The sequence below is a fragment of the Streptomyces sp. NPDC002520 genome (assembly GCF_053595235.1).
The window spans coordinates 104,465-129,550 of record NZ_JBSFXG010000005.1 but is presented as its reverse complement, the minus strand read 5'-3'; the positions used below and the strand labels follow the sequence as shown (position 1 = coordinate 129,550).

At 71.8% G+C, this 25,086-nt stretch carries 20 protein-coding genes and 1 tRNA gene; 12 read left to right on the top strand and 9 right to left on the bottom strand.

The genetic code is table 11. From position 1 onward, the window contains the following. Positions 1 to 59 precede the first annotated feature (59 nt). The 3 genes from ACWD5D_RS10545 to ACWD5D_RS10535 all read right to left on the bottom strand — a co-directional run bounded on the left by ACWD5D_RS10545 (position 60) and on the right by ACWD5D_RS10535 (position 599). Entirely contained in the window at positions 60 to 185 is a 126-nt protein-coding gene (locus tag ACWD5D_RS10545) for a hypothetical protein (protein WP_451372412.1), read from the bottom strand. A gap of 70 nt (positions 186 to 255) precedes the next feature. Next, positions 256 to 399 carry a hypothetical protein gene (locus ACWD5D_RS10540; protein ID WP_451372411.1) on the bottom strand — a complete coding sequence of 48 codons (144 nt, stop codon included), beginning with the start codon at positions 397 to 399 and terminating at the stop codon, positions 256 to 258. 126 nt (positions 400 to 525) lie between these two features. Continuing rightward, positions 526 to 599, bottom strand: a tRNA-Pro gene (locus ACWD5D_RS10535). 105 nt (positions 600 to 704) lie between these two features. Between ACWD5D_RS10535 and ACWD5D_RS10530 the strand changes: the two genes are divergently transcribed. Together ACWD5D_RS10530 and cobF are read left to right on the top strand one after the other, a co-directional pair. Beyond that, a complete protein-coding gene (locus ACWD5D_RS10530) occupies positions 705 to 1,253 on the top strand; it encodes a DUF309 domain-containing protein (RefSeq protein WP_451372410.1) in 549 nt (182 codons plus the stop codon). 99 nt (positions 1,254 to 1,352) lie between these two features. Beyond that, positions 1,353 to 2,126 carry a precorrin-6A synthase (deacetylating) gene (gene cobF / locus ACWD5D_RS10525; RefSeq protein WP_451372409.1) on the top strand — a complete coding sequence of 258 codons (774 nt, stop codon included), beginning with the start codon at positions 1,353 to 1,355 and terminating at the stop codon, positions 2,124 to 2,126. Between the two features lie 12 nt (positions 2,127 to 2,138). Here the strand turns inward: cobF and ACWD5D_RS10520 are convergent, their stop codons facing one another. Next, a complete protein-coding gene (locus ACWD5D_RS10520) occupies positions 2,139 to 2,885 on the bottom strand; it encodes a cobalt-precorrin-6A reductase (RefSeq protein ID WP_451372408.1) in 747 nt (248 codons plus the stop codon). A 95-nt stretch (positions 2,886 to 2,980) separates the two neighbouring features. On the opposite strand from ACWD5D_RS10520, the gene ACWD5D_RS10515 reads away from it, so the two are divergent. Further along, positions 2,981 to 3,754: an HAD-IIA family hydrolase gene (locus tag ACWD5D_RS10515; RefSeq protein ID WP_451372548.1), complete on the top strand. Its 774-nt coding sequence runs from the start codon at positions 2,981 to 2,983 to the stop codon at positions 3,752 to 3,754. Between the two features lie 25 nt (positions 3,755 to 3,779). Here ACWD5D_RS10515 and ACWD5D_RS10510 read toward each other — a convergent pair whose 3' ends face one another. The 3 genes from ACWD5D_RS10510 to ACWD5D_RS10500 form a co-directional block, all read right to left on the bottom strand. Further along, on the bottom strand, positions 3,780 to 4,553 hold the full coding sequence (locus ACWD5D_RS10510) for a sulfite exporter TauE/SafE family protein (RefSeq protein WP_451372407.1): 774 nt from the start codon (positions 4,551 to 4,553) through the stop codon (positions 3,780 to 3,782). Between the two features lie 65 nt (positions 4,554 to 4,618). Continuing rightward, complete coding sequence (locus ACWD5D_RS10505) at positions 4,619 to 6,127, bottom strand: long-chain-fatty-acid--CoA ligase (protein ID WP_451372406.1); 1,509 nt, start codon at positions 6,125 to 6,127, stop codon at positions 4,619 to 4,621. 126 nt (positions 6,128 to 6,253) lie between these two features. Continuing rightward, complete coding sequence (locus tag ACWD5D_RS10500) at positions 6,254 to 7,441, bottom strand: thiolase family protein (protein ID WP_451372405.1); 1,188 nt, start codon at positions 7,439 to 7,441, stop codon at positions 6,254 to 6,256. Between the two features lie 189 nt (positions 7,442 to 7,630). Here ACWD5D_RS10500 and ACWD5D_RS10495 point away from each other — a divergent pair, with 189 nt between their 5' ends. Further along, positions 7,631 to 8,458 carry an alpha/beta hydrolase gene (locus tag ACWD5D_RS10495; protein WP_451372404.1) on the top strand — a complete coding sequence of 276 codons (828 nt, stop codon included), beginning with the start codon at positions 7,631 to 7,633 and terminating at the stop codon, positions 8,456 to 8,458. 12 nt (positions 8,459 to 8,470) lie between these two features. On the opposite strand, the gene ACWD5D_RS10490 is transcribed toward ACWD5D_RS10495, so the two are convergent. After that, entirely contained in the window at positions 8,471 to 9,340 is an 870-nt protein-coding gene (locus ACWD5D_RS10490) for a Cof-type HAD-IIB family hydrolase (protein ID WP_451372403.1), read from the bottom strand. A 173-nt stretch (positions 9,341 to 9,513) separates the two neighbouring features. Here ACWD5D_RS10490 and ACWD5D_RS10485 point away from each other — a divergent pair, with 173 nt between their 5' ends. From ACWD5D_RS10485 to ACWD5D_RS10465, 5 genes are all read left to right on the top strand, one after another. Further along, the gene (locus ACWD5D_RS10485; protein WP_451372402.1) at positions 9,514 to 10,326 is read left to right on the top strand and encodes an SAM-dependent methyltransferase; all 813 of its coding nucleotides are present in this window, start codon (positions 9,514 to 9,516) and stop codon (positions 10,324 to 10,326) included. Between the two features lie 69 nt (positions 10,327 to 10,395). Further along, entirely contained in the window at positions 10,396 to 11,799 is a 1,404-nt protein-coding gene (locus tag ACWD5D_RS10480; protein ID WP_451372401.1) for a glutamine synthetase family protein, read from the top strand. Between the two features lie 101 nt (positions 11,800 to 11,900). Beyond that, on the top strand, positions 11,901 to 13,076 hold the full coding sequence (locus ACWD5D_RS10475; protein ID WP_451372400.1) for an amidohydrolase family protein: 1,176 nt from the start codon (positions 11,901 to 11,903) through the stop codon (positions 13,074 to 13,076). 16 nt (positions 13,077 to 13,092) lie between these two features. Further along, positions 13,093 to 13,620, top strand: a complete 528-nt coding sequence (locus tag ACWD5D_RS10470) for an NUDIX hydrolase family protein (RefSeq protein ID WP_451372547.1) — start codon at positions 13,093 to 13,095, stop codon at positions 13,618 to 13,620. Positions 13,621 to 13,801: 181 nt separating this feature from the next. Further along, positions 13,802 to 14,608 carry a COG4705 family protein gene (locus ACWD5D_RS10465; protein WP_451372399.1) on the top strand — a complete coding sequence of 269 codons (807 nt, stop codon included), beginning with the start codon at positions 13,802 to 13,804 and terminating at the stop codon, positions 14,606 to 14,608. 79 nt (positions 14,609 to 14,687) lie between these two features. Here the strand turns inward: ACWD5D_RS10465 and ACWD5D_RS10460 are convergent, their stop codons facing one another. Then, on the bottom strand, positions 14,688 to 18,485 hold the full coding sequence (locus ACWD5D_RS10460) for a beta-propeller fold lactonase family protein (protein ID WP_451372398.1): 3,798 nt from the start codon (positions 18,483 to 18,485) through the stop codon (positions 14,688 to 14,690). Positions 18,486 to 19,192: 707 nt separating this feature from the next. Here ACWD5D_RS10460 and ACWD5D_RS10455 point away from each other — a divergent pair. From ACWD5D_RS10455 to ACWD5D_RS10445, 3 genes are all read left to right on the top strand, one after another. Then, on the top strand, positions 19,193 to 20,527 hold the full coding sequence (locus ACWD5D_RS10455; RefSeq protein ID WP_451372397.1) for a PP2C family protein-serine/threonine phosphatase: 1,335 nt from the start codon (positions 19,193 to 19,195) through the stop codon (positions 20,525 to 20,527). A 97-nt stretch (positions 20,528 to 20,624) separates the two neighbouring features. Further along, a complete protein-coding gene (locus ACWD5D_RS10450) occupies positions 20,625 to 21,746 on the top strand; it encodes an MASE1 domain-containing protein (RefSeq protein WP_451372396.1) in 1,122 nt (373 codons plus the stop codon). Between the two features lie 574 nt (positions 21,747 to 22,320). Continuing rightward, positions 22,321 to 25,080: a helix-turn-helix transcriptional regulator gene (locus ACWD5D_RS10445; RefSeq protein WP_451372395.1), complete on the top strand. Its 2,760-nt coding sequence runs from the start codon at positions 22,321 to 22,323 to the stop codon at positions 25,078 to 25,080. Positions 25,081 to 25,086 lie beyond the last annotated feature (6 nt).

Below are 25,086 nucleotides of genomic sequence, written 5' to 3'. Positions count from 1 at the left end.
ACCACTCTCCCCCGTCGCCGCCCCCTCGACACCCCGCTCACGCTCACGTTCCCGCCCGGTCAGCGGGTCGGCGGGCGCTTCTCCATGACGGCGGGCTTGCGGTTCGTGCGCTCCTCTTCGCGGATCACTACCTTTTTGATCTCCACGGCTCTCCCCTGGTGGACGACCTCGAACTCACGTGCCATACAAGGCAGTTCACCGTATAGGGCATCACATGCGCCCCACAAGAACCCCGACGGCGGAGCGGGCCGCCCGTCAGAGGCCGTGCGGCACGGGATCACCGAGAGCGACTTCGGGGTATCCAGGGTCGCCCTGCTCATGGCCCTCGATCGTGAGGGTGGCAACGCCGGTCAGGCCCACGGTCACCTTCACCGGCCGGTCGATCTGCGCGGTCGGCACGCCAGGACCCCGCTCGTGATCCGCTGACCCCAGTCGAGGACGCCGGTCCCCGACTGGTCCCCAAGAATGATCAAGGGCCGGTTTCGGATGTCTCCGAAACCGGCCCTGACCTGCGACTGTCTCCAGTCGGGACGACAGGATTTGAACCTGCGACCCCTTGACCCCCAGTCAAGTGCGCTACCAAGCTGCGCCACGTCCCGATGCGCTCACTCGGGGTGACCCGTGTGATCGCGCGAACAGAACTTTACCCCACGTACGGGGCTGCGCCGAAGAGGGCCCCGCGCGCGGAGGGGACAATCGGTCGTATGGGAGACGCGGGCGCGGTGACAGGGAGGCCGGAGGGCGGCCGGGACCGGGATGTGGCGGGGCGGGCACGGAACGCCCGGCCCCGTGACGGGCTGGGCAGGCCGCTGCCGTACGGCACGGAAGGGGTCGAGCGGCAGCCGGAGGGCGTCGTACGGACCCCGCGGGAGACGCTCGCGCAGGCGCAGGCGCTGCTGGACGCGGGGAAGCCGTTCCACGCGCACGAGGTGTTCGAGGACGCCTGGAAGTCGGGTCCCGAGGAGGAGCGCGCGCTGTGGCGGGGGCTGGCCCAGCTGGCGGTGGGGCTCACCCACGCGGCACGCGGGAACGCCACCGGCGGGGCACGGCTGCTGCGGCGCGGCGCGGGCGCGGTCGAGGAGTGGGCGGCGGCCGGGCGGGTCGCCGGCCAGAGCTCCGACCAGGGCTCCGGCCGGCCCTATGGAGTGGATCTCGCAGGGCTGGTCGTCTGGGCCCGCGAGCTGGCCGGCCGGGTGGAGCGCGGGCCGGGTCCTGTCGACGCGGGCGCCGAGGCACCGCGGCTCGGTTCCTGAGCGCCACCGGCCGAGGGTGACCGGTTCCCGGAAAGGCGTCGTCGCGGCGTGTGTGGAGGCGATGAACGCTCTGTCAGTGGCATGCGGCAGACTCGGGTCGTGCGAAAGATTCATGTCATCGGTATCGGCGCGGGCGACCCCGACCAGCTGACCCTTCAGGCGGTCAAGGCGCTGCGGGGCGCGGACGTGTTCTTCCTGCTCGACAAGGGCGAGGTGAAGAGCGACCTGACCCAGCTCCGCCGGGACATCCTGGACGCACATCTGCCCGAGGGTTCGTACCGGGTGGTGGAGGCCCGGGATCCGGAGCGGGACCGCGGGGCGGGCGGGGCGTCGTACTCGCCGGCCGTCGAGGACTGGCGCAGTGCCCGCGCCGGGATCTACGAGCGACTGATCGCCGAAGAACTCGGCGAGGACGGCACCGGCGCCTTCCTGGTGTGGGGGGATCCGTCGCTGTACGACAGCACGCTGGGGATCCTGGAGGAGGTGCTGGGGCGCGGAGCGGTGGAGTTCGCGTACGACGTGGTGCCCGGCATCAGCAGCGTCTCCTCCCTGGTCGCCCGCCATCGCACCGGGCTCAACCGGGTGGCCCGGCCGGTCCAGATCACCACCGGGCGCCGGCTTTCGGAGGGCTTCCCGGAGGGTGTGGACGACGTCGTCGTGATGCTGGACGCACACCAGACCTTCCGGCAGTACGCCGACGAGGACATGCACATCTACTGGGGCGCGTACATAGGCACCCCGGACGAGATCCTCGTCTCCGGACCGCTCGCCGAGGCCGGTCCCCGCATCGAGCGGCTGCGCGCGGAGGCCCGCGACCGCAAGGGCTGGATCATGGACACGTACCTGCTGCGCAGGCACCCGGACGAGGGCTGAGCCGGCCGCGCGTCACCGGCCGTCGAACCCCAGCCGGCCGAGCACGGCCGCCACGTCCGCCACGGCACTCACGCCGGGCGGCAGTTCGGGGCGTCGTACGACGACCACGGGGAGACCGAGTTCACGGGCGGCCGTCAGCTTCGGTGCCGTCGCCTCGCCCCCGCTGTCCTTGGTGACCAGCACCTCGATGCGGTGGCCGCGCAGTACGTCCCGCTCGTCGGCGAGGGCGAACGGGCCTCGGGCGAGCAGCACTTGGGTGTCGGGCGGCAGCGGTGGACCCGGAGGCTCCACCGAGCGCACGACGAAGTGCAGGTCCGTCAGGTGGGCGAAGGCCGCGAGGCCCAGTCGGCCGGTGGTGAGCAGGACGCGGCGGCCGAGCCGGGGAAGGGCGTCGGCGGCCGCGGCCAGGCACGGGACGTCGTGCCAGCGGTCGCCGGGGGCGGGGCGCCAGCCGGGGCGGCGCAGGACGACGGCGGGGATTTCGGTGGCCCGCGCCGCGTGGGCCGCGTTCGCTGTGATCGACTCGGCGAAGGGGTGCGTGGCGTCGACCAGGGCGTCCACACGGTGGGTGCGCAGCCAGTCGGCGAGCCCCTCGGCCCCGCCGAAGCCGCCGACGCGCACCTCGCCGTCCAGCGCTCCGGGCCGGGTGATCCGGCCCGCGAGGGAGGTGGTGACCCGGACGCCGGGGCGGGCCGCGAGGTCGGTGGCGAGGCGGCGGGCCTCGGTGGTGCCGCCGAGGATCAGGACGTGCCGGGACATGAGGGTGAGCGTAGGGGACGGGTGCCGGGACGCCCCCACCGGTTCGCCTTGCCGGTCGGAGCGTATTCGGCCGTTATGGTCCTGGCATGGCTTCCCTGGCGTCCGTGCGTGCCGTGCTCATCGACATCGACGGGGTGCTGACCGTGTCCTGGCGGCCGTTGCCGGGTGCGGTTGCGGCCCTGCGGGCGATCCGGGAGGCCGGGCTCGGGATCGTACTGGTCACCAACACGACGTCCCGGACCCGGGCGTCGATCGCCGCGACGCTCGCGGACGCGGGCTTCCCGGTGACCGCGGAGGAGATCCTGACCGCGCCGTCGGCCACCGCCGCCCACCTGGCCGGAGCCCGTTGCGTCCTGCTCAACAGCGGGGAGGTCACGGAGGACCTGGAGGGGATCACGCTCCTCGGTGAGGACGACGGCGTGCCGGACGTCGTCCTGGTCGGCGGAGCCGGGCCGGAGTTCGGATACGCGGCGCTGAACCGGGCCTTCGGATATCTGCAGCGGGGCGCGCGGCTGGTCGCCATGCACCGGAACCTGTACTGGCGGACGGACGCGGGGCTCCAGTTGGACGCGGGCGCGTTCGTCGCCGGGCTGGAGGCGGCCGCCGGGACCGAGGCCGAGGTCACCGGGAAGCCGGCGCCCGCCTTCTTCCAGGCGGCCCTCGGACGGCTCGGGGTGAGCGCGCGGGAGGCGTTGATGATCGGGGACGACGTGGAGTCGGACGTGCTGGCGGCGCAGCGGCTGGGCATCACCGGGGTGCTCGTGCGGACCGGCAAGTTCCTGCCGGACACGCTCGACCGGGCGAGCGGCCGGCCCGACCACGTCCTGGACTCCTTCGCGGACCTGCCCGGCCTGCTGGGGCTCGGCTAGGCCGGAAGCAGACTCCGGGGTCCGGTCAGGTCAGGAGCAGTTCCACGCCGCCCACGACCGTTGCCGCGATCACCAGTTGCTCGAAGAGTCGCTGGTTGATTCTGTTCACAGCCCATTTGCCCAACAGCGCACCGGGCATGACGAACACCACGAGCGCGGCGTCAAGGAGCAGCGAGCGGCCGTCGATCAGGCCGAGGCCCACGCTGAAGGGCACCTTCGACACGTTCACGATCAGGAAGAAGAAGGCGGACGTACCGAGGAAGCCGAGCTTCCGGAAGCCCGCCGACAGGAGGTACATCGACATCACCGGGCCGCCCGCGTTGGCGACCATGGTGGTGAACCCGCCGAGGACGCCGTACGAACGCGCCTTCACGCGGCCCGTCCTGCCGGTGACCGCGTCCGGCTCCGCCGCCGTGTCGGCCCGGTGCCGCCGCCACAGCGTGACACCGGTCATCAGCAGCAGGATCGCGCCGATCGAGGTCCGTACGATCCCGTCGTCGGCCCACATCAGGAACAGCGTGCCGGCCACCACACCGGCCGCCACCGCCGGGAACAGCCGCCACAGCGTGGGCCAGTGGGCGTGCCGCCGGTACGTGAGGACGGCGAGCACGTCGCCGGCGATGAGGACGGGCAGGAGTACGCCGGTGGAGGCGCGGGCGGGCAGGACGGCCGCGAAGACGGCAAGGCTGACCGTGTTGGCCCCGCTGACGGCGGTCTTGGAGAAGCCCACGACGAGGGCCGCGAGGGCCAGGGCGGCGAACTCCCAGCCGGATATGTGCCAGAGCGTCATCGTGTTCATGTGGGAACCGATGCTATGTGCACACATCCGGTCCGGGTAAGCGATGTCCCCCCTGTGGGCAGGCCTCAGCCGGCGTACCGTGCCCGCAGCTCCCGCTTGAGCACCTTCATGCTCGGCCCGAGCGGCAGCGCGTCGGTGAACTCCACGCACCGCGGATATTTGTACTTGCCCAGGTGGCCCTTGGACCACTCGATGATCTCGGCGGCGTCGGGGGTCGCGCCCGGCGTGGGGACGGCGACGGCGCACACCTCCTCGCCGTGCAGCTCGTCGGGCAGGCCGATGACGGCGACCTGGGCGATGCCGGGATGGCGCATCAGGACTTCCTCCACCTCCCTCGGGTACACGTTGTAGCCACCGCGGATGATGATGTCCTTCTTGCGGTCGACGATCCGCAGGAAGCCGTCCTCGTCCTTGGTGCCGAGGTCGCCGGTGCGGAACCAGCCGTCGACCAGGGCCTCGGCGGTGGCCTCCGGGCGGCCGAGGTAGCCGGCGAAGACGTTGTGGCCGCGGACGACGACCTCGCCCAGCTCACCGGCCTGCAGCAGTTCGATGCTCCCCTCGACGTCCGCGCGGGCGACCTCCACGTCGACGCCCCACAGCGGGTGGCCGATCGAGCCGGCCCGGGTGCCGAAGACAGGCTGGTTGACGGTGGCCGACGGCGAGGTCTCCGAGAGCCCGTACCCCTCGTAGATCCGCGCGCCGAACCCTTCCTCGAAGCGCTCCAGCACGGCCACCGGCAGCGAGGCTCCGCCGGAGACGCACACCCGCAGCTCGGGCAGCACGTCGGCGTCCGCGGCGGCCGCGGCCAGGGCCACGTACATGGTCGGCACACCGTGGAAGGTGTTCACGCCCTCCTTCACCATCAGCTCGATGGCGCGGGCCGCGTCGAAGCGGGGCAGCAGGACGAGCGTGGCGCCCGCCCGCCAGGTGGCGTTGAGCGACACGGTCTGGCCGAAGGCGTGGAAGAGCGGGAGGGCGCCGAGCGCGATGTCCTCGGCACGGACGTCGTTGGCGTCGAAGGCGCTGACGGTCGCGTTCATCACCAGGTTGAAGTGGCTGAGCACGGCACCCTTGGGGACGCCGGTCGTGCCGCTGGTGTAGAAGATCACCGCCGGGTCGTCGGGCGCCCGGGTGACGTACGAGGACAGCGGGGTCGCGTCGGCCGCGAGCCCGTCGAACTCCGGTCCGAGGGTCACCACCCGCACGCCGAGCGCCTCGGCGGCGGCCCGTGCGGTCTCCGCCTGCGCCGGGTGCACGAGCAGCAGCGTGGCACCGCTGTCCTTCAGGACGTGCTCGACCTCGGCCGGCGACAGCAGCAGGTGCACGGGGACGACGACGCCGCCCGCCGCCGCGATCGCGTAGTAGGCGACCGGGAACTCCACGGTGTTGGGCGCCATCAGGGCGACCCGGTCCCCCGGCCGGACACCGAGCCCGGCGAGTGCCCCCGCCTGCTCTCGTGCCCGGAGCCACGCCTCGGCGAAGGACAGCCGCAGATCCCTTTCGACGAGAGCGGTCTTGTGCGGACGGCGCCGGGCGTTCTCGGCGAGGATGGCGGCGACGGACAGGGTGGCCATGGAGTGGTGCTCGCTTTCCTTGCTTCTTTGCTTTCCTTGCTTCTTTGCTTTCCTTGTTTCCGTGCATCCCTTGCTGCGGCTCGTGTGACCGAATCCCCCTGCGGGGAGCCTCCCGTCGATGTGTCGCTAGTCCCTCTCGACCAGCACCGCGCTGCCCTGCCCCACGCCCACGCACATGGTCGCCAGGCCCCGCTGCGAGCCCGTGCGGCGCATGCGGTGCAGCAGGGTGGTGAGGATGCGGGCGCCGGAGCAGCCGAGCGGGTGGCCGAGGGCGATCGCGCCGCCGTACGGGTTCACCAGCTCGGGGTCGATGCCCAGTTGGTCGACGCACGCGAGCGCCTGCGCGGCGAACGCCTCGTTGAACTCGGCCTCCTGGACGTCGCCGATCTCCCAGCCGACGCGGGCGAGCGCCTTGCGGGTGGCCGGGACCGGGCCGATGCCCATCACGTCGGGGTGGACGCCCGCGGAGGCCCCGGCGACGTACCGGCCCAGGGACTCGAGGCCCAGTTCCTCGAGGGCCTCATCGCTGACCAGCAGGAGTCCGGCCGCGCCGTCGTTCATCGGCGAGGCGTTGCCCGCGGTGACCGTGCCGCCGGCGCGGAAGACGGGCCTCAGGCGGGCCAGTTTCTCCAGCGAGGTGTCCTCGCGGACGGACTCGTCCTGTTCGACGGTGATGCCGTCCGGGCGTTCGACGGGGAGGAGTTCGTCGTCGAAGTGGCCGTTCTTGCGGGCGGCGGCGGCCTGCTGGTGGCTGCGCAGCGCGAACGCGTCCTGCCGCTCGCGGGTGACGCCGTACCGCTCGGCGACCTCCTCGGCGGTCTCGCCCATGGAGAGCAGGCCGTGCAGGTCCTTCATGGCGGGGTTGACCAGGCGCCAGCCGAGCCGGGTGTCGTAGGTCTCCATGCGCTGCGGCAGGGCCTCGTCGGGGCGGGGCAGGACGAAGGGGGCGCGGCTCATGGACTCGGAGCCGCCGGCGATCACGATGTCGGCCTCGCCCGCGGCGATGGTGCGGGCGGCGGCGGTGACCGCTTCGAGACCGGAGGCGCACAGCCGGTTGACGGTGGCGCCGGGCACGGAGTCGGGGAGGCCGGCCAGCAGTGCGGCCATGCGGGCGACGTTGCGGTTGTCCTCGCCGGCCTGGTTGGCGGCACCCCAGTAGACGTCGTCGACGTGGGCCGGGTCGAGGGCGGGCACGTCGGCCACGAGGCGGCGGACCACGGTCGCCGCGAGATCGTCGGGCCGTACGCAGGACAGGGCTCCGCGCAGCTTGCCGATGGGGGTGCGGCGGGCGGCCGCGAAATGGACGGGACGCACGGCGTGAACTCCTGACCTACGACGCTGTGGATCAGCTCGGATCCGACTGCGGTTGTGACCCGCGGTTCCGACTGCGGTTCTGGCTGCGACAGCACCACTTAATTAGCACTGCTAGTTTTCGACTATAGACCCCGGACCGGCCCCCTGGGAAGATTCCCCCGCACCTTCACCCACGCAGCCGGAGGAGACATGCCCCACGTCCGCGCGCACACCCTGCCCGGCACCCGCGGTGACCTGGCCGTCCGCGAGTGGCCGCACCCGGCGCCGCGGTACCTCGCCGTCGTGGTGCACGGATACGGCGAGCACGCGGGCCGCTACCAGGAACTCGCCGGCGTCCTCACCGGGCACGGGGCGGCCGTGTACGCCCCCGACCACATGGGGCACGGAAGATCGGCCGGCGAGCGGGTGCTGATCGAGGACTTCGAGGACGTCGTCACCGATGTGCACGCCGTGGCGGACGTGGCCCGCGCCGCACACCCCGGGCTGCCGCTCGTCGTGCTGGGCCACTCCATGGGCGGCCTGATCGCGGCCCGGTACGCGCAGCGGTACGGCGACGAGCTGACCGCGCTCGTCCTGTCCGGTCCGGTGATCGGCGCCTGGGAGCTGCCCGGGATGCTGCTCGCCCTCGACGAGATCCCGGACACGCCGGTCAGTCCGGCCGCGCTCTCCCGCGACCCCGCCGTCGGCGCCGACTACGCCGCCGACCCCCTGGCGTGGCACGGGCCCATGAAGCGGCCCACGGTCGAGGCGTTCGCCCGGACCCTGGAGACCGTCGCCAAGGGCGGTGACGTCGGCCCGCTGCCGCTGCTGTGGCTGCACGGGGACGACGACCGGCTGGTGCCCCTGCCCGGCAGCCGGGTCGGCGTGGAACTGCTGAGCGGCGGCCGGCTGACCGAGCGGATCTTCGCCGGGGCCCGGCACGAGGTGTTCAACGAGACGAACAGGGCGGAGGTCTTCGCGGAGGTGACCCGCTTCCTCGACGCCGCTCTCCCCGCCGCTCCCGCACCTGCCGGCTGACCGGCGTCCGCCTCAGGACAGCGGCAGCGGTATGCCCAGGACCCGGGCGACGGTGCGCAGCACCCCGTTGTCGTTGTTGGACGGGGCGAGGTAGCGGGCACGCCGGACGACCTCCGGATGGGCGTTGGCCATGGCGAAGGACCAGTCGGCGGCGTCCAGCATCTCCAGGTCGTTGAGGTAGTCGCCGAACACCATGGTCTGCGCGGGTGTGATGCCGAGTTCGCGCTGGAGCCCGCGCAGGGCGGCGCCCTTGTCGGCGGTGAGGTTCATGACGTCGACCCAGTGTTCGCCGGAGACGACGACCTGGTGGGTGGCCGCGAAGGCGTCGAGGGCGGGGGCGGTGCTGTGTTCGGCGGAGCCGAAGTCGAACAGTGCCATCTTGATCACGTCGTCGTCGACGGTGGTGACGTCCCCGACGACGCGGTGCTCGACGTAGTACTTGCGCACCTCGGCGAGGAACGCCTCGTCGGTCCGCTCGACGTACGCGGACCGCTTGCCGCAGACGACGGCGCCGACGTCCACGCCGTCCGCGACCAGGCGTCGTACCGTCCGGGCGATGCCCGCGGCGACGGACGGTCGCAGCGGGTCGGAACTCAGCTCCTCGCCGTCGCGAACCACGTAGGTGCCGTTCTCCGCGATGAACGCCATGCCTTCGGCGACGTCCGCGAACTGCCGCGCCAGGGTGGCGTACTGGCGGCCGCTCGCGGGGCTGAACAGCACGCCCCGGCGACGCAGTTCGCCGATCATGGGCCACAGGCCGGCGGGGATGCGCTTGGCGTCGTCCAGCAGCGTGCCGTCCATGTCGGTGACGACGAGCCGGATGTCGGCCGGGCCCGCGGGCAGGTCGGGGGTGTCGAGGAGAGGGGCGGGCGTGGCGGGCATGTCCTGCTTCCGGTCGGCGACGGCGTACCCGCTCCAGTGTTCCTCATGGAGGTCGGCCGCCTCGCCGGGCGACCGGAGCGTGCCCGGCGGGGCACGCTCCGCGTTTTCCGGGACAGGTCGATCAAGGGACGACACAATGACGGCGGACAACCGCACAGACGAAGGACGGCGACGTGAGCGAGAACGACTCCCCGGCGGCCCTGCCGGCACGGCTGGACACCTCCGTGGCGCACAACGCGCGGGTCTGGAACTACTGGGTCGGCGGCAAGGACAACTACGAGATCGACCAGCGGGTCGGTGAACACGTCGCCGGGATGTTCCCCGTGATCCGTGCCGTGGCACGCGCCGACCGCGACTTCCTGGCCCGCGCGGTGCGCTTCCTGGCCGCCGAGCGCGGGATACGGCAGTACCTGGACGTGGGCACCGGGCTGCCGACGGTGGACAACACCCACGAGATAGCGCAGCGAATAGCCCCCGAGTCGCGGATCGTGTACGTCGACAACGACCCGATCGTGCTGGTGCACGCGCGTTCCCTGCTCACCAGCGCCCCCGAGGGCGTGACGGACTACATCGACGCCGACGTGCGCGACCCGGACGCCATCGTCGAGCGCGCCGCCGGGACGCTGGACCTGTCGCAGCCGGTCGCCGTGATGATGCTGGGCATCCTCAACTTCGTCACCGACACCGACGTGGCCCGGGACATCGTCCGGCGGCTCATGGCGGCCGTCCCGGCCGGCAGCCACCTGGTGCTCACCCACCCGACCTACGACGCGGAGGTCGGCGGCGAGGGCAACATCGCGGCGATGGAGTTCTGGAACGCCAACGCGACCCCGCCGATCACCGCCCGCTCGCGTACCGAGATCGCCGCCTTCCTGGAGGGTCTGGAGCTGGTCGAGCCGGGTCTTGTGCCCTGTTCGCAGTGGCGCGCCGAGGCCGACTCGGCCGCGCCGGTACCACAGTTCGGCGCGGTGGCCGTGAAACGCTGACCCCGACACGCGGGCCGGGCCCGGCCCCCGCCCCCACCGCGCGGGATCCCAGCGCGCCGAGGAGGACGTATGACCACCCTTGCCGATCCCGTCCCCGGTGGGCGCCCCGGTGACCTCGAACGGGTCGCCGCGCTCACCGCGGATCTCGCGGAGCGGGGTGTGCGCGGCATCGTGCTCGCGTACGTGGACACCGCGGGTGTCGGCCGGGTGAAGACGATCCCGACGGCGCGGCTGGAGTCCGCGGTGTCCTGGGGTGTCGGCATGTCGCCGGTCTTCGACACGTTCCTCGCCGACGACTCGATCGTCACCACGGACGTCCTCGGCTCCCCCGACGGCGATCTGCGTCTGTTCCCCGACCTCGACGGACTGACCGTGCTGGCCGGGCAGCCGGGTTGGGCGTGGGCGCCCGTGGACCGGATCACCCAGGAGGGATCCCGGCACCCTGGATGTTCCCGCACCTTCCTGCGCCGGATCGTCGCGGACGCGGCCGAGCGGCACGGCCTCGACTTCAAGGCGGCCGTGGAGATCGAGTGGGCCGTCGGGCTGGACTCCGCGCCCGCCGGGGAGTTCGTGCCGGCGGTGTCCGGCCCGGCGTACGGCGCGGTCCGGCAGGTCGAGCTGAGCGACTGCACCGCCGACCTGCTGGAGGCCCTCGCGGCCCAGGGTGTGGACGTGGACCAGGTCCATCCCGAGTACGCGGCCGGGCAGTTCGAGATCTCGGCGGGCGCCCTCGATCCGGTGGCGGCGGCCGACCGGAGCGTGCTGGTGCGGCAGACGATCCGGGCGGTGTCGCGCCGGCACGGCCTGCGGGTGTCCTTCGCTCCGGCGTATCTCGCCGAGGGCGTCGGCAACGGCGGCCACCTCCATCTGTCCTGCCGGCGCGGCGGGGTGAACCTGCACGCGGGCGGGGAGGGCCGGTACGGCATGACGGGCGAGGCGGAGTCGTTCGCGGCCGGGGTGCTCGCCCGGCTGCCCGCGCTCACGGCGGTGACCGCGCCCAGTCCGGCCAGCTATCTGCGGCTCAGGCCCTCCCAGTGGGCAGGGGTGTTCACCGCCTGGGGCCGCGAGACCCGGGAGGCGGCGCTGCGGGTCGTCACCGGTACGACGGGCCGCCGGGACCAGGACGCCAACCTGGAGATCAAACCCGTCGACCTGGCCGCGAACCCGTACCTCGCCCTCGGCTGCGTCATCGCCGCGGGCCTCGACGGGATCGCCGGCGCCCTCCGTCTGCCGCAGGAGATCACCGGCGACCCGGCCCGGTTCGGCGCGCAGGAGGCGGCCGCCCTCGGTGTACGGCGGCTGCCGGTGTCGCTGCCCGAGGCCGTCGAGGAGTTCCGGGCCGACCAGGTGCTGCGGGCCGCTCTGGGGCCGGTCCTGGCGGACGCGGTGAGCGCCGTACGGCTCGGCGAGGCGGCGGCCGTGGACGGGTTGGACGACGCAGGGGTGGCGGCGGCCTATCGGTGGAAGTACTGAGATGACCCGGATCGCCCGACGATGAACCGGACCGACCCACCATGAACCGGACCGACCGACGATGAACCGGACCGACCGACGATGACCTGGACGTACCGACGATGACCGCACCCGGCCCGCTCCACGAGGCCCTCGCGACGCTACCGCTGGTGGACCACCACTGCCACGGCGCGGTCACCGCCGACCTCGCGCCCGGGGAGTTCGAGTCGCTGATCACCGAGGGTGGGGCCTGGCCCGGGATCTCCCCCTTCGACAGTCCGGTCGGCGTGGCCGTGCGCCGGCACTGCGCGCCCCTGCTGGACCTTCCCCGGCACGCGCCGCCGGCCGACTACCTGGCCCGGCGTTCCGCCCTCGGCTGGCGCGAGGTCAACCGCCGCTTCTTGACCTCGGCGGGAACCGAGTCGTTCTGCGTGGACACCGGCTACGCACCGCATCCCCTCACCACTCCGGCCGAGTTGGCCGAGGCGGCCGGCGCCGCCGCGTACGAGGTCGTACGGCTGGAGCAGGTCGCGGAGGCGGTCGCCGGGCGGGGTGTGGAGGCGGACGCGTACGCGGCGGTCTTCCGGGCGGCCGCCGAGGAGGCCGTGCGCCGGCCCGGTGTGATCGCGGTGAAGTCGGTGGCCGCCTACCGCACGGGCTTCGCGCTGAATCCGCAGCGGCCCTCACACGTCGAGGTGACGGAGGCGGCCCGGCTCTGGCTCGCCGGCGGTGGCCGGCTGAGCGACCCGGTTCTCGTTCGGCATGTGCTGTGGACCGCCGTTGACCTCGGCCTGCCCCTTCAGCTGCACACCGGGTTCGGTGACGCCGACGTACGGTTGCACCGCGCCGACCCCGCCCTGCTGACCGACTGGCTGCACCTGACGGCGGGTACGATCCCGGTCCTGCTGCTGCACTGCTGGCCCTACCATCGCCAAGCGGGCTATCTGGCCGCGGTGTTCGAGCAGGTGTACCTCGACGTCGGACTGGCCCTGCACTACACGGGTCCGGCCCGCTCCCGTGCGGTGCTGGAGGAGGCGCTGGAGATCACTCCGTTCCGCAAGCTGCTGTACAGCTCCGACGCCTACGGGGTGGCCGAGTTCCACCACCTGGGCGCGCTGTGCTTCCGCCAGGGTCTGGCCGATCTGCTCCAAGCCCGGGTGGACGCCGACGAGTTGAGCCTGCCCGACGCCCTGCGCATAGCGGCCTGGACCGGCCGCGACAACGCCCGCCGACTCTACGGGCTGCCCCCATCCGAACCGACCCGCGATCCCAGCGGGCGCCCCACCCGGAAAGTATGATCAAGCAATGTCTGACATGACCGAGACCACGCCCGGCTGGCTGACCACGGACGAGCTGGAAATGGCCAGGGCCCGGATGCCGATCCTGTACGTCGAGGCCGTGCCCGTGCGCGTGGACGACAGCGGCGAAGTCACCAGCATCGGACTGCTGCTGCGCATCGGCCCGGACGGCACGGTCAGCCGGACCCTGGTCTCCGGCCGCGTCCTGCACCACGAGCGGGTCCGCGACGCCCTGCTGCGCCATCTGGAGAAGGACCTCGGCCCGGTGGCCCTGCCCCGCGTCCCCGCCTCCCTGCAGCCCTTCACGGTCGCCGAGTACTTCCCCACGGCGGGCGTCACGCCGTACCACGACCCGCGCCAGCACGCGGTGTCCCTCGCCTACGTGGTCCCGGTGACCGGCGACTGCCGCCCCCGGCAGGACGCCCTCGACCTGGTGTGGTTCAGTCCGCAGGAGGCCGCCTCGGAGGTCGTGCAGAGCGAGATGCCGGGCGGGCACGGGATGCTGCTGAAGCAGGCGCTGGCGCACGTGGGCGTCGTGTCCTGACGCGCGCCGGCCCGACCTGCCTGTCTATCAGCCCTTTCAGGGCGCCGACCAGGGCTTTCCCGGAGGCGTTCAGGTTGCGTTCAGGCTCGCCCGGGCCTGTGGCAACACCTGCACCAGAAGCCCCAAAGCAATGGCAAAGGGGGCTGGGGGAACGACAGTTGGCCGTGCCAGGGTGCGGATCATGAGCACAGAGCACGTCCTCGACCGCCGGTCCCCCGGCCGTACCCGCGCCCGCATCCGCACCGGCGCGAACAAGGTGCCGGAGGTCACCGTCTACTTCTGGATCATCAAGGTCCTGACCACCGGGATGGGCGAGACCGCGTCCGACTTCCTGGCCCACCTGCTGGGCCCGATCCCGGCCGTCGGCCTCGGCGCCCTCGCCTTCGCGGCCGCCCTCGTCCTTCAGTTCGCCGTCCGCCGGTACGTGGCCGCGGTCTACTGGACGGCGATCGTGATGGTCAGCGTGTTCGGCACGATGGCCGCCGACGTGCTCCACGTGGGCCTCGGCGTCCCCTACACCCTGTCCACCCCGGTCTTCCTGATCGCCCTGGCCGCCGTCTTCGCCCTCTGGTACGCGAGCGAGCGGACCCTGTCGATCCACAGCATCCGCACCCGCCGCCGCGAGGCCTTCTACTGGGCGGCCGTGCTGGCCACGTTCGCCCTCGGCACCGCGGCCGGCGACCTCACCGCCTCCATCGGCCTGGGCTACCTCGGCTCGGTCGTCCTGTTCGCCGTGGCGATCGCCGTACCGGCCCTCGCCCACCGTGCGGGCACCCTCGGCGCGGTGGCCGCCTTCTGGACGGCGTACGTCATCACCCGCCCGCTCGGTGCCTCGATCGCCGACTGGATGGCCCTTCCGCACACCCGCGGCGGCCTCGCCTGGGGGCTCGGTCCGGTCACCCTGTCCTGGACGGTGGCGATCCTCGGCTTCGTGGCCTACGTGGGGGTGACCCGGCGGGACACCGAGCCCGCCCGGACCGCCGGCTGACGAACACGCGGTGACGTGGCGGGGCGCCGCACTCGAGGAGAGTGCGGCGCCCCGTTGGCATGCGCTCAGTACCGCGGGATCAGTCCTCGGCCCCGGGCACATTCGCGTACAGGTGGTGCTCCGGCTTCGGCATCTTGCTGTGCTGCCCCCGGATCGCCTTCCAGATCTCCTCGTTGAGAGCCTCGGAGTTCGCCTGGTCGGGCGCTCCGGAGATCTCCTGCGGCGTCATGGCCAGGGAGGGGAGGACCGACGGGTTCGTCGCCGGGCTGGTCTGGCTCAGCGCCTGCTCCCGCATGGCCGGCTGGGAGCCGACCGGCGGGGCGTAGGAGACCCAGATCGGGTAGCTGCCGACCTGGATCGGCGTGCCGGCCGTGCCCGTCGCGGTGGACAGGGGGACGAGCTTGCCCTCACCGGCCGCGGTGGCGAACACCGTGCCGCCGTCGGGTGAGACGGCGACACCGCTCGCGGCGGAGCCGGCGGTCAGCGCGGGCCTGGCCGTCCCGGTCGCGAGGTCGATCGGGGTGACCTTGTCGCTCCCGGTGTCGGCCACGTACGCGGTCTTGCCGTCGGCCGAGATGCTGATGTTGAACGGGGTCGTGCCGGTCTTGATCCGGTCGCTCGGCGCGCCGGACGCGAGGTCGATCGGCGTGACGTCGCCGGATCCCATGTCGGTCACGTAGGCGCTCTTGCCGTCGGGCGTGATGGCGATGCCGAACGGCTGGCTGCCGGTCCTGATCGCCGCACCGGCGGTACGGGTGTCCGTCTTGACCGGGGTCACCGTGTCGCTCCACTTGTTCGCGACGTAGAGCGTGGAGCCGTCCGGGGTGAGGGCGAGGTTCTCCGGGCCGCTGCCGACGGCTATCTCGGCGCCGGCCTTGCCGGTCGCGATGTCGACGGGCTGCACGGCGTTGTCGCCGTACGCGCTGACCCACAGGGTCTTGTTGTCGGGGCTGACGGCGAGTCCGGCCGGGGTCCTGCCCACCGGGATGGTGGAGACGACGGCGTCGGCGGCCACGTCGATCACGCTGACGTTGTTCGAGCCCTGGTTGGCGACGAACGCCTTGGTGTGGTCGGGGCTGACGGCGATGGTGCCGGGGGCCGCGCCGACCTGGATGTCGGCCAGGCGCTTGCCGGTCGACACATCGACGGCGGACACGCTGTTGCCGGAGTAGTTCGCGACGAAGGCCTGCGGCACCTGCGCGGTGTGCGGGTCCGGTACGACGGTCGCCACGGTGGCCTTCTGCGAGCCGGTCATGTGACCGTTGATCGGGTAGTCCGCCTGCACGGTGAACCGCTGCTGCCCGTAGGCCGCCCCCGAGGGCACCTCTACCTTCCAGGTCAGCGTGGAGTCGGCGCCGGGTGCGACGGCGGTCAGGTCCGACGGGCCGTCCGGCGTCGCCTTCCACCCGTCCGGAGTGGTCAGCCGCACCTTCGCACCGGTCAGCGGGGTGCTGCCCTGGTTGGTGACCTTGCCCGTGACCGTGACGGTCTGCCCCGGCTTGACGATCGGGTCGGAGACGGTCGCCGTGACGCTCGGCGGCGTGACCGCGCTGTACGGGGCGAAGTCCGGCTTGTCGGTGAAGGAGTAGATCATCGGCAGCGCGGCCGCGTCGTACTGCGACATCGGGTCGACGCCCAGGAACAGCTCCATGGTGCGCAGCATCGACACCTGGCTGTAGAAGTGCGAGTCGACCTTGCCGGTCTGCGTGTACGGGCTGATCACCGAGGCGATCGTGCGGTGCGCGTCGACGTGGTCGGGACCGGCCTGGGCGTCGTCCTCGACGACGAAGATCGCCGTGTTCTTCCAGTACTTCGAGTGCGACACCGTGTCGACGATTCTGCCGAGCGCCACGTCGTTGTCCGCGACGAGCTGCTTCGCCGTCGCCCCGCCCGCTGTGTGGTCGCGCGGCAGGTCGATGAACTGCATGGCGGGCAGGTTGTCGTGGGCGACGTAGTCCTGGAACTCCTTGTTCCACAGGTCGTAGCGGTGCGCGTCGCTCACGCCCATGTCAAACCACGGGTAGGAGTGGTCGGTGGAGGCGTCCAGCAGCGGGTCGTGCGCGCAGAAGTCGCCCTTCGCGCACTTCACCTTCTCGTCCTTGCCGACCCAGTTGTCCGGCACCACGAACTGGCCGTAGTTGCGGAACGGCACCTTCTTCTGCGCGAGCTTGTCCCACAGATAGGCGTGGTCGGGGTCGGCGCCGGCGGCCGCCACGTCGGGGTGGTAGCCCTCGGAGTCGTACTCCGAGCCGTTGCCCGCGTAGCCCTGCGCGGTGGCCGTCTCGTTCTCGCCGTTGGAGCTGGCCTGGGTGGCCCACTGCCAGCCGTTCTGGCTGACCTCGCCGTTGACGTAGAAGTTGTCCAGGGTGACGAACTGGTCGGCGAGCTTGTGGTGGTTGGGCGTGACGTCCTTGCCGAAAACGGCCAGCGAGGGGTCGCCGTTGCCCTTGTGGAAGTCGCCGAGGACCTGGTCGTAGGTGCGGTTCTCCTTGACGACGTAGATCACGTGCTTGATCGGCGAGGAGTCGCCGACCTGCCTGGGCACGATGGTGCCGGGCGTCCGGTCGTCGAAGCCGCGCACCTCGTTCTTGTCGTCGAAGCCGTTGTTCTCGCGCACCTGGCGGGTGTACTTGGCGAGCTGGTCGGCGTCCGGGACCGGCACGACGGACAGGTAGCCCTGCAGCTGGTTCTCTATGTAGGGGTGGCTGTCCGGATTCGACGGGTCGGTGCCCTTGTTCGGGCCGGTGCCGAGCCCCTTGGCGCTGGTGACGAGCAGCCGCTTGCCGTCCGGGGTGACCTGCACGCCGGTCGGGTACCAGCCGGTCGGGACGAGGCCCTTGACCCGGCCGAACTCACCCTGGTCGGAAACGTTGACCACCGCGACGTCGTTGTTGCCGCCGTTGGTGACGTACAGCGTGGCCTTGTCGGGGGAGAGCGCGAGGTTGGTGGGCTGCGCTCCGCCGTGCGCGCCCTTGAACGGCGCCAGCGAGATCGTGCCGGCGAGCTTGTCGCCGTCGGTGTCGACCACGGACACGCTGTCGTTGTCGCCGTTGGCGACGAACAGCCGGTGGTGCCCGGCGTCCAGGAGCATCGCGTTCGGGTGGGTGCCGACCGTGATCTCGGGGCGGGGGGTGAGCGTGAGGCCGTCGACCGAGAAGACCGAGACGGTCTTCGCGCCCTGGTTGCTGACGTAGGCGGTACGGCCGTCCTGCGAGAGGGTCACCCCGTACGGGTACAGGCCCACCGGCGCCTGCTGGGTCCGGCCGGAGTCGACATCGACTGCGATCAGGGAGCGGGAGTACTGCCCGCTGGCGTACACCGTCCTGTCGTCCGGGGACACCGCCACGGTCTGCGGGTACGAACCCTTCGGCAGCGGAAGGGACTTGTTCACGCTGAGCTTGCGCGCGGCGGAGTCCCAGTCCAGGACGAGGATCGCGTTCTTGCTCGCCGTCGCCAGGTAGGCGCGCCTGCCGTCATGGCTGAAGGTCAGCCCCGGAGCCACGCCCTGCGGCACGGAGGAGTTCGAGGTGTCGAGCTCCAGCTCCTGTACGAGGGAGCCGTCGCCGGCGTCGAGCACCTGCACGGTCTGCTTGCCGTGTGCGTTGCGCACGATGTTCGGTACGACCACCGCGCGGCCGTCGGGCGAGAGCACCGCGTTCGCCGGGAAGAAACCGGCGGCCTTCTGCGCACCGGCCGGGGTCACCCGCCAGCCCGCGGGGGTGTAGGCGGTGCCGTCGCCCTGCGGGCCCGCGTGGTCGAACCCGCCGAGGGCGACCGCCAGTCCGCCGCCCATCACGAGCGTGCTCGCGCAGACCGCCGCCATGACCGCCTTCCGCGACCTGCGTTCTCGCCCGCGCAGGAATCCTGTCCATCTCACGGTTCATGTCCCTTTCGTGGACTTCGGATTGCCCCCTCGGCGCGAGGGGGCGACCGGAGCGAGGCCCTCCGGTCACCGTGAGCTTCGTTGCCACGGGCGACCGGCAAGGCTTTTCACGCCATCGGGCACATGAACAAGCCCCTACAACTGGGCTAGACCCGTGATGTTTTCGTTACCTGACGATCTGTCAATGTCGGCTCACCGTCCGGAGCGACCCAGGAGTCCGTCGTCCGCCAGGAGTTCGCCGGCGGTCCGTCGAGAGGCGGTCGCCGCAGGCCAGAATCAGCCAGGACGGGATCAACCACGACGGGATCAACCAGGACAGGACGGCCAGGACAGGACCGAGAGATCCGTACTCGCCGAGGGCCCGGTGCGGCGCGGTCGGCATGACCGGCCGCGCGGTCGGCCCGAGGGTGCTCGTGGCGGACGCACCCGCGAGGACGCCGGGCAGCAGGGAACGCCACGGCACGTGGTTGGTGAGGAGCGGGCGCTGGGTCCGCAACCGGACGCGGGGGGGCTCGGCCCGGTCGTCCTGTCGCGGGCGGTGGCGATCCTCGGCTTCGTGGGCCGTCCGGCTCCGTCCCGGCGTGACGTCGAGAAGGCCGCCTGCCGTGCGGGCCCCGCACCACACATGTGCGGACCATGCGGCGATGCCACAATCGAAAGTGCCGCACGCCGTTGCCCCGGGTTCATGTCAGGAGGCCGGAATGGCCGGAGACCGGCAGGAGAGACAGTGGCGGCAGCCGAGCCTCCCCGACCTCCACGCACGTCTGCGCTCCGAGCTCAGCCGGATCGACGAGCAACTGCGCGGCCTGCTGTCCACCACGGACCGGCTGCAGGGCCTGCTGGACGCGGTGGTCGCCATCAACCGCGAGATGGAGCTGTCCGAGGTGCTGTGGCGCATCGTGACCACCGCCATGGACCTGGTCGGCGCCCGCTACGGGGCGCTGGGCGTGCTCGACGAGTCCGGGGAGAGCCTGGGGCAGTTCATCCCGGCCGGCATGTCCGAGCGGGAACGCGCTGCCATGGCGGACACCGGCCTGCCTCGTGGCCTGGGCGTCCTGGGCCACCTGATCCGCTTCCCGGAACCCCTGCGGGTCGACGACATCCCGTCCCACCCGGCCTCCGCCGGGTTCCCGCCCGGCCATCCGCGCATGCGGACCCTGCTCGGCGTCGCCATCAGCGTGCGCGGTGAGATCTACGGCGATCTCTACCTCTCCGAGCGGCGCGACGGACAGCCCTTCGACAAACACGACGAGGACATCGTCGTCGCACTGGCCGGCGCCGCCGGCATCGCCATCGAGAACGCCCGGCTGTTCGAACGGGTTCGCGTCGGAGCCGAACAGTTCCAGCGGCTGCTGCTGCCCACCCTGCCCGACCTGCGGCCCTTCACCGCCGCCGCGATCTACCGGCCCGCCGCCGAACCGAGTCAGCTCGGCGGGGACTGGTACGACGCCATCCCCCTCGCCGACAGGGTCGTGGCGGTCGTCATCGGCGACGTGGTCGGCCACGACCTGCGGGCCGCTGCCGCCATGGCCTCCACCCGCAACATGCTGCGCGCCCTGCTGTTCGACCGGAACAAGCCGCCCGGCGAGGTCCTCACCCAGCTCGACCGGACGCTGGAAGCCATCACGAACAGTCCCGTCACGACCACCACCCTGGCCCGCATCGAACCCGAGGGACAGGGCTGGCGCCTCCACTGGAGCACCGCGGGCCACGTCCCGCCCCTGCTCATCACCGCCGAGCGCCGGGCCTCCTACCTGCTCGGCGAGCCCGGACTGCCGCTCGGCGTCGACACCTCCCAGCCCCGCCCGGACCACTCCCGCCTGCTGCCTGCGGCCGCCACCCTGGTCTTCTTCACCGACGGGCTGGTCGAAGACCCCGTCCACTCCATCGACGAGAGTCTGGACGCGCTCGCCCGACTCGCCGCGACGTATGCCGTCCTCCCCCTGCCCGAGTTCGTCCAGGCACTGGCCGATCACCACCCGAGCGACGGCCACGACGACATGGCCATCGTCGCCCTGCGCACCCCGCAGGCCTGACCCCGGCCGTTCACACGCCGCTCGCCCGTGCCGTGGAGGATCCCGCGGAACCGGCGGATGATGGGCTGTGGGGCGATGTCGACACGGAGGTCGCCCGATGGCTCTCGCGTGCCATGCACACCATGTACGGCTCCGGCGCAGCGCCGTGGCCGTCCTGGAGATGTGTGCCATCACCGCGCTGTACTTCGGCTCGGCCAGACTGGGGCTGCTGCAGCAACTGGTGCGTGGCCAGGTCACACCGCTGTGGCCACCGACCGGCATCGCCCTGGCGAGCCTGCTGCTGTGCGGCCGCCGGGTCTGGCCTGCGATCGCGCTCGGCGCGTTCCTGGTCAACGTCATGCTGGGCCCGTCGGTGCCGGCCGTACTCATGATCACGGTCGGCAACACCCTCGCGCCGATCTGCTCCTATGCGCTGCTCCGCCATGTGGGGTTCCACAACAGGCTGGATCGCCTACGGGACGCGCTCTCCCTCATCTTTCTCGGTGCCTTCACCGGGACGCTGGTCAGCGCCACGACGGGCACCGCGGCCCTCGTCCTGGCCGGTGCGCTCAGGCGCGGTGACTTCTGGCCGACGTGGTCGGTCTGGTGGACCGGGGACGCGATGGGCGTCCTGGTGGTCACGCCGGTCCTGCTCATGCTCCGCTCGGTGGGCCGGCCGCAGGACCTGTCACCGTATCGATGGGCGGAGGGGCTGCTGCTCGTGGCGGCCACGGTCGGCATCGGTTTCGTCGAGACGGGTCGCACACCGCTGCTGTTCATCGGCTTCCCGCTGCTGATCTGGGCGGCGTTCCGCTTCCAGCCGGCCGGGGCCGCGCTGTGCGCGCTGGCCGTGTCGACCTACGCGATCATCGCCGCCGGCCAGAGAACGGGCCCGTTCGCCGGTCACAACCTGCTGACCAACATGATCACGCTGCAGGCGTTCAACGGCGCCGCCGCGCTGACCGCGCTGATGCTCTCCGCGGTCGTCAGCGAGCGGAACCAGGCCCAGCGGGAGATCGCGCGAGCCTGCGCCCAGCTCGCCGGCATGGCGGCCGAGATCGCCACGGGCGGCCACAGCGCGATGTTCCCGGCGGGGACGGCCAGGAGGGCCGCGGAGGCAGGGAAGGCCCGGGAAGCCGCGGAGGCCGGAAGACCCCGCCATCGCCGTCGCCTGCTGGCTCGCGCCCACCACCTGCTGCGCGCCGTCCAATACCAACGCGACCAGCAGGGGGCCCGATGACAGCAGCCGACAACCGCCGGCGGCGATCGCAGACCCCGGGTGAGCTCGCAAAACCCCATGAGACGGCCTGTCGGCCGCGCTCGATGACCTGAATGAGCAGCCCGGATCCCGCACCACGGTCATGACGCCGGCCTGTGCGGTCAGACATCGAATGGGTGGATGTGAGACCACTCCGCCGACCGGCCGGCACCGGGGATGCCAACGGCCGTATCCGCGAACATCCATGACGCTTCCTCGGCCTCCACCCGGGACCGCCGCCCGTCGGCTTCGGGCGCGTTCGTCCTCGCCCCGCTCGTCCCTCGCGGGGCTCCGGGCGCTCCGACTGGACCCCTCCCACGCGGCGGTCCCACAGACAGACACGAGGAAGATCCACGAGGAGAACGCCCCGGCAACCAATCGAAAAGCCGCAGGCAGGGGTCGTCTACGCCCCTTGACAGGCCCGGACCTCATGGGTGGGATCATGTTACCGTCAGGTCGTAAAACGAGGGTTGTTCTCAGCCGAGCGAAGGTATGCCGGGGGCCCAGGCCGCCCTGGAGTGATGTCATCCGCGCCCGAGCGGCCGACGCTCTCGCGGTGGCGACTTCGGACGGAGACAGGTTGTACGGGCGTGATGGTGAACTGCGGTTCCTGTCCGACTTTCTCTCGCGATGCTTCGATGGGGCGGGCGACGCCCTGCTGCTGCACGGCGAGGCCGGTATCGGGAAGACCGCCCTCCTCGGTGCCGTCAGGGAAGTCGCCCTCGCACGTGGCGGCCGGGCCTTGTCGGCGCTCGGCGTGCAGTCCGAAGCCTCCGTTCCCTACGCCGGGCTCCACCAGCTGCTCGCTCCGGTCCTGTCCGACCACGCTCCGTCCCTCCTGGAGCCCCAGCGGCAAGCCCTGTACGCGGCCTTCGGCATGAACGACAGCGCCGCGCCCGGAATGTTCTCCGTCGGGCTGGCCTCGCTGGAGCTGATCAGCAGCCTGGCGGACGAAGCCCCCGTCGCCCTGCTGATCGACGACGTGCAGTGGATCGACCGGGCGAGCAGCGACGTGCTCGCCTTCGTCGCCCGACGCCTTGAAGGGGAGCGGGTCGGCCTGCTCATGGCCGTCCGTGAGGGCCACGAGAGTGTGCTGAACGATGCCGGCCTTGCCGATATGCAGCTCCACCGACTCGATGACGGCGCGGCGGCGGCGCTCCTGCAGGCACACACACCCGGGCTCGACCCTTCGGTGCGCAGGCGGATCCTGGCCGAGGCCGCCGGCAATCCGCTGGCACTGGTCGAACTACCGACGGCGCTGCGCGGGGACGGCAGCGTCCCACCGTCGCTGCTGCCCTTGGTGCCGACCACCCGCCGCCTGGAGCGGTCTTTCCTCTCGCGTGCCTCGGACCTGCCCGAGCTCACCCAGACCGTTCTGTTGGTCGCCGCCGCCGACGACGTTGGCGACCTCGCCGAGATCATCGAGACCGCGAAGGTCCTGGTCGGCGGCGACCTCTCGGTCGCCGCCCTGGAGCCTGCCGTCGACGCGGGGCTGCTCGAGATCCGCAGGCACGACGTGCACTTCCGCCACCCTCTGGTCCGCTCAGCCATCTACCACGCCGCCGGCCCCTCCCGTCGGCTGAGCACGCACGCGGCACTGGCGAAGACACTGGCTGGACAGCCTGAACGCAGGGCTTGGCACCGTGCGGCCGCGACCCCCGGGGTGGACGACGACGTGGCGCTCGACCTCGAACAAGCCGCCCTCAGAGCACTGACCCGAGGTGCCCCGCGTGCCGCGGCCGAGGCGCTGCGGCGGGCGGCGCTCCGTAGTCTCCCCCAGACGCACAGGGGCCGGCTCCTGTTGCGGTCCGCGGAGATCAACTTCGAACTCGGCGAGGCCGCCACGGCACACCAGCAGCTTGCCGAGGCACAGTCGGCGGAACTGCGGACCGAGGACAGGCTGCGCCTGATCCTGTGGAGCGAGGTGCTGAACCACGAGAGCTGGCTCAGTACCGAGCGGGTGAGGGCGTTCGCCGACGTGGCGGACCGGCTGGCCGGTGCCGACACCGCAGGCGCCGCACTCGCGCTCAACGCCCTGTGGCCCCTGTCCATCAGGTGCTGGCACGACAACCCGACGCAGGAGACCCGCGACCTCTTCGTCCAGGCGGCGCGGCGGCTGCAGCGGCACGACAGCGACCCGATGGCCCTGTCCGTCGCCGCCTTGGGCGACCCCGTCGGTGAAGCGGCCCGGATCATCGACACGACCACCCGGATCGCTCCGGGGGTCGTGGACGACCCGGCCGAACAGCATGCCCTGGGCTCCTCGCTCACCGGGATCTGGGCGCTCGACCTGTCCTGGCCCTACCATGGTGCCGCCGTCGACGGCCTGCGCCGGCAGGGACGCCTGGGACTGCTCGGCGAAGCCCTCGTGTGTCAGGCGTGGGCTGCGCTCCACCTCGGCAAGCACCGGCTGGCGCACACTGCGGCGGACGAGTCCCGGCGGCTCTCCCGCGACACCGGCCGACCCCTGTGGGCGTGCGCCGCCGACCTGGTCCTGGCCACCCTGGCGAGCGAACGCGGGGAGTCCGACACCGCGGACGAGCTCATCCGGACGGCCGAGGCGGAACTGCTCTCCGCCGGAGCGCACTCGATGCTCGGTTTCGCCCAGTTCGCCAAGGGGCGCCACGCCATGGTCAACAAGCAGTACAACGACGCCTACGAGCAGTTGACGCGGGTGCTGGATCCGGCCGACATCACCTACCACCCGGTCCTGGGCGTCTTTGGCACCGCGGACCTCATCGAGGCCGCGGTCCGCACCGACCGCACCGACGAGGCGGCGCACCATCACGCCCGGCTCAGTGCGCTGGCCGAGAAGACGACCGCCGCGCTCTTGAAGGTCATGGCCACCTGCACCCAACCCCTGATCGTCGCCCCCGACCAGGCGGAGGCCTGCTACCTGCGGGCCCTCGACGACAGGCTGCTGGTCAACTGGCCTTTCCACCGCGCACAGTTGCAGCTGTCCTACGGGCGGTGGCTGCGCCGCCAGCGCCGCATCCTGGAGGCCCGCCGGCCCCTGCGGGCGGCCGTGGAGAGCTTCGACGCGCTGGGCGCCACCGTGTTCGCCCAGGACGCGCGGTCCGAACTGCGCGCGGCGGGCGAAGCCGTCCGCAGGGCCGCACCGTCCACCGCGGACAGCCTCACCCCGCAGGAACTGCAGATCGCCAGGATGGCGGCGACCGGTATAACCAACCGCGAGATCGGGACCCGCCTGTTCATCTCCCACCGCACGGTGGGCCAGCATCTTCGCCGCATCTTCCAGAAGCTCGACGTCACCTCCCGCGGCCAGCTGCACCTGGCCGACCTCGGAGGCGAATAGCCCTCC

Coding starts and splice junctions, on each gene's coding strand:
- ACWD5D_RS10545 (WP_451372412.1), bottom strand. CDS start 185: ATGGCACGTGAGTTCGAGGTCGTCCACCAGGGGAGAGCCGTGGAGATC.
- ACWD5D_RS10530 (WP_451372410.1), top strand. CDS start 705: ATGGGAGACGCGGGCGCGGTGACAGGGAGGCCGGAGGGCGGCCGGGAC.
- ACWD5D_RS10520 (WP_451372408.1), bottom strand. CDS start 2,885: ATGTCCCGGCACGTCCTGATCCTCGGCGGCACCACCGAGGCCCGCCGC.
- ACWD5D_RS10510 (WP_451372407.1), bottom strand. CDS start 4,553: ATGAACACGATGACGCTCTGGCACATATCCGGCTGGGAGTTCGCCGCC.
- ACWD5D_RS10505 (WP_451372406.1), bottom strand. CDS start 6,127: ATGGCCACCCTGTCCGTCGCCGCCATCCTCGCCGAGAACGCCCGGCGC.
- ACWD5D_RS10495 (WP_451372404.1), top strand. CDS start 7,631: ATGCCCCACGTCCGCGCGCACACCCTGCCCGGCACCCGCGGTGACCTG.
- ACWD5D_RS10490 (WP_451372403.1), bottom strand. CDS start 9,340: ATGCCCGCCACGCCCGCCCCTCTCCTCGACACCCCCGACCTGCCCGCG.
- ACWD5D_RS10480 (WP_451372401.1), top strand. CDS start 10,396: ATGACCACCCTTGCCGATCCCGTCCCCGGTGGGCGCCCCGGTGACCTC.
- ACWD5D_RS10475 (WP_451372400.1), top strand. CDS start 11,901: ATGACCGCACCCGGCCCGCTCCACGAGGCCCTCGCGACGCTACCGCTG.
- ACWD5D_RS10470 (WP_451372547.1), top strand. CDS start 13,093: ATGACCGAGACCACGCCCGGCTGGCTGACCACGGACGAGCTGGAAATG.
- ACWD5D_RS10465 (WP_451372399.1), top strand. CDS start 13,802: ATGAGCACAGAGCACGTCCTCGACCGCCGGTCCCCCGGCCGTACCCGC.
- ACWD5D_RS10455 (WP_451372397.1), top strand. CDS start 19,193: ATGGCCGGAGACCGGCAGGAGAGACAGTGGCGGCAGCCGAGCCTCCCC.
- ACWD5D_RS10450 (WP_451372396.1), top strand. CDS start 20,625: ATGGCTCTCGCGTGCCATGCACACCATGTACGGCTCCGGCGCAGCGCC.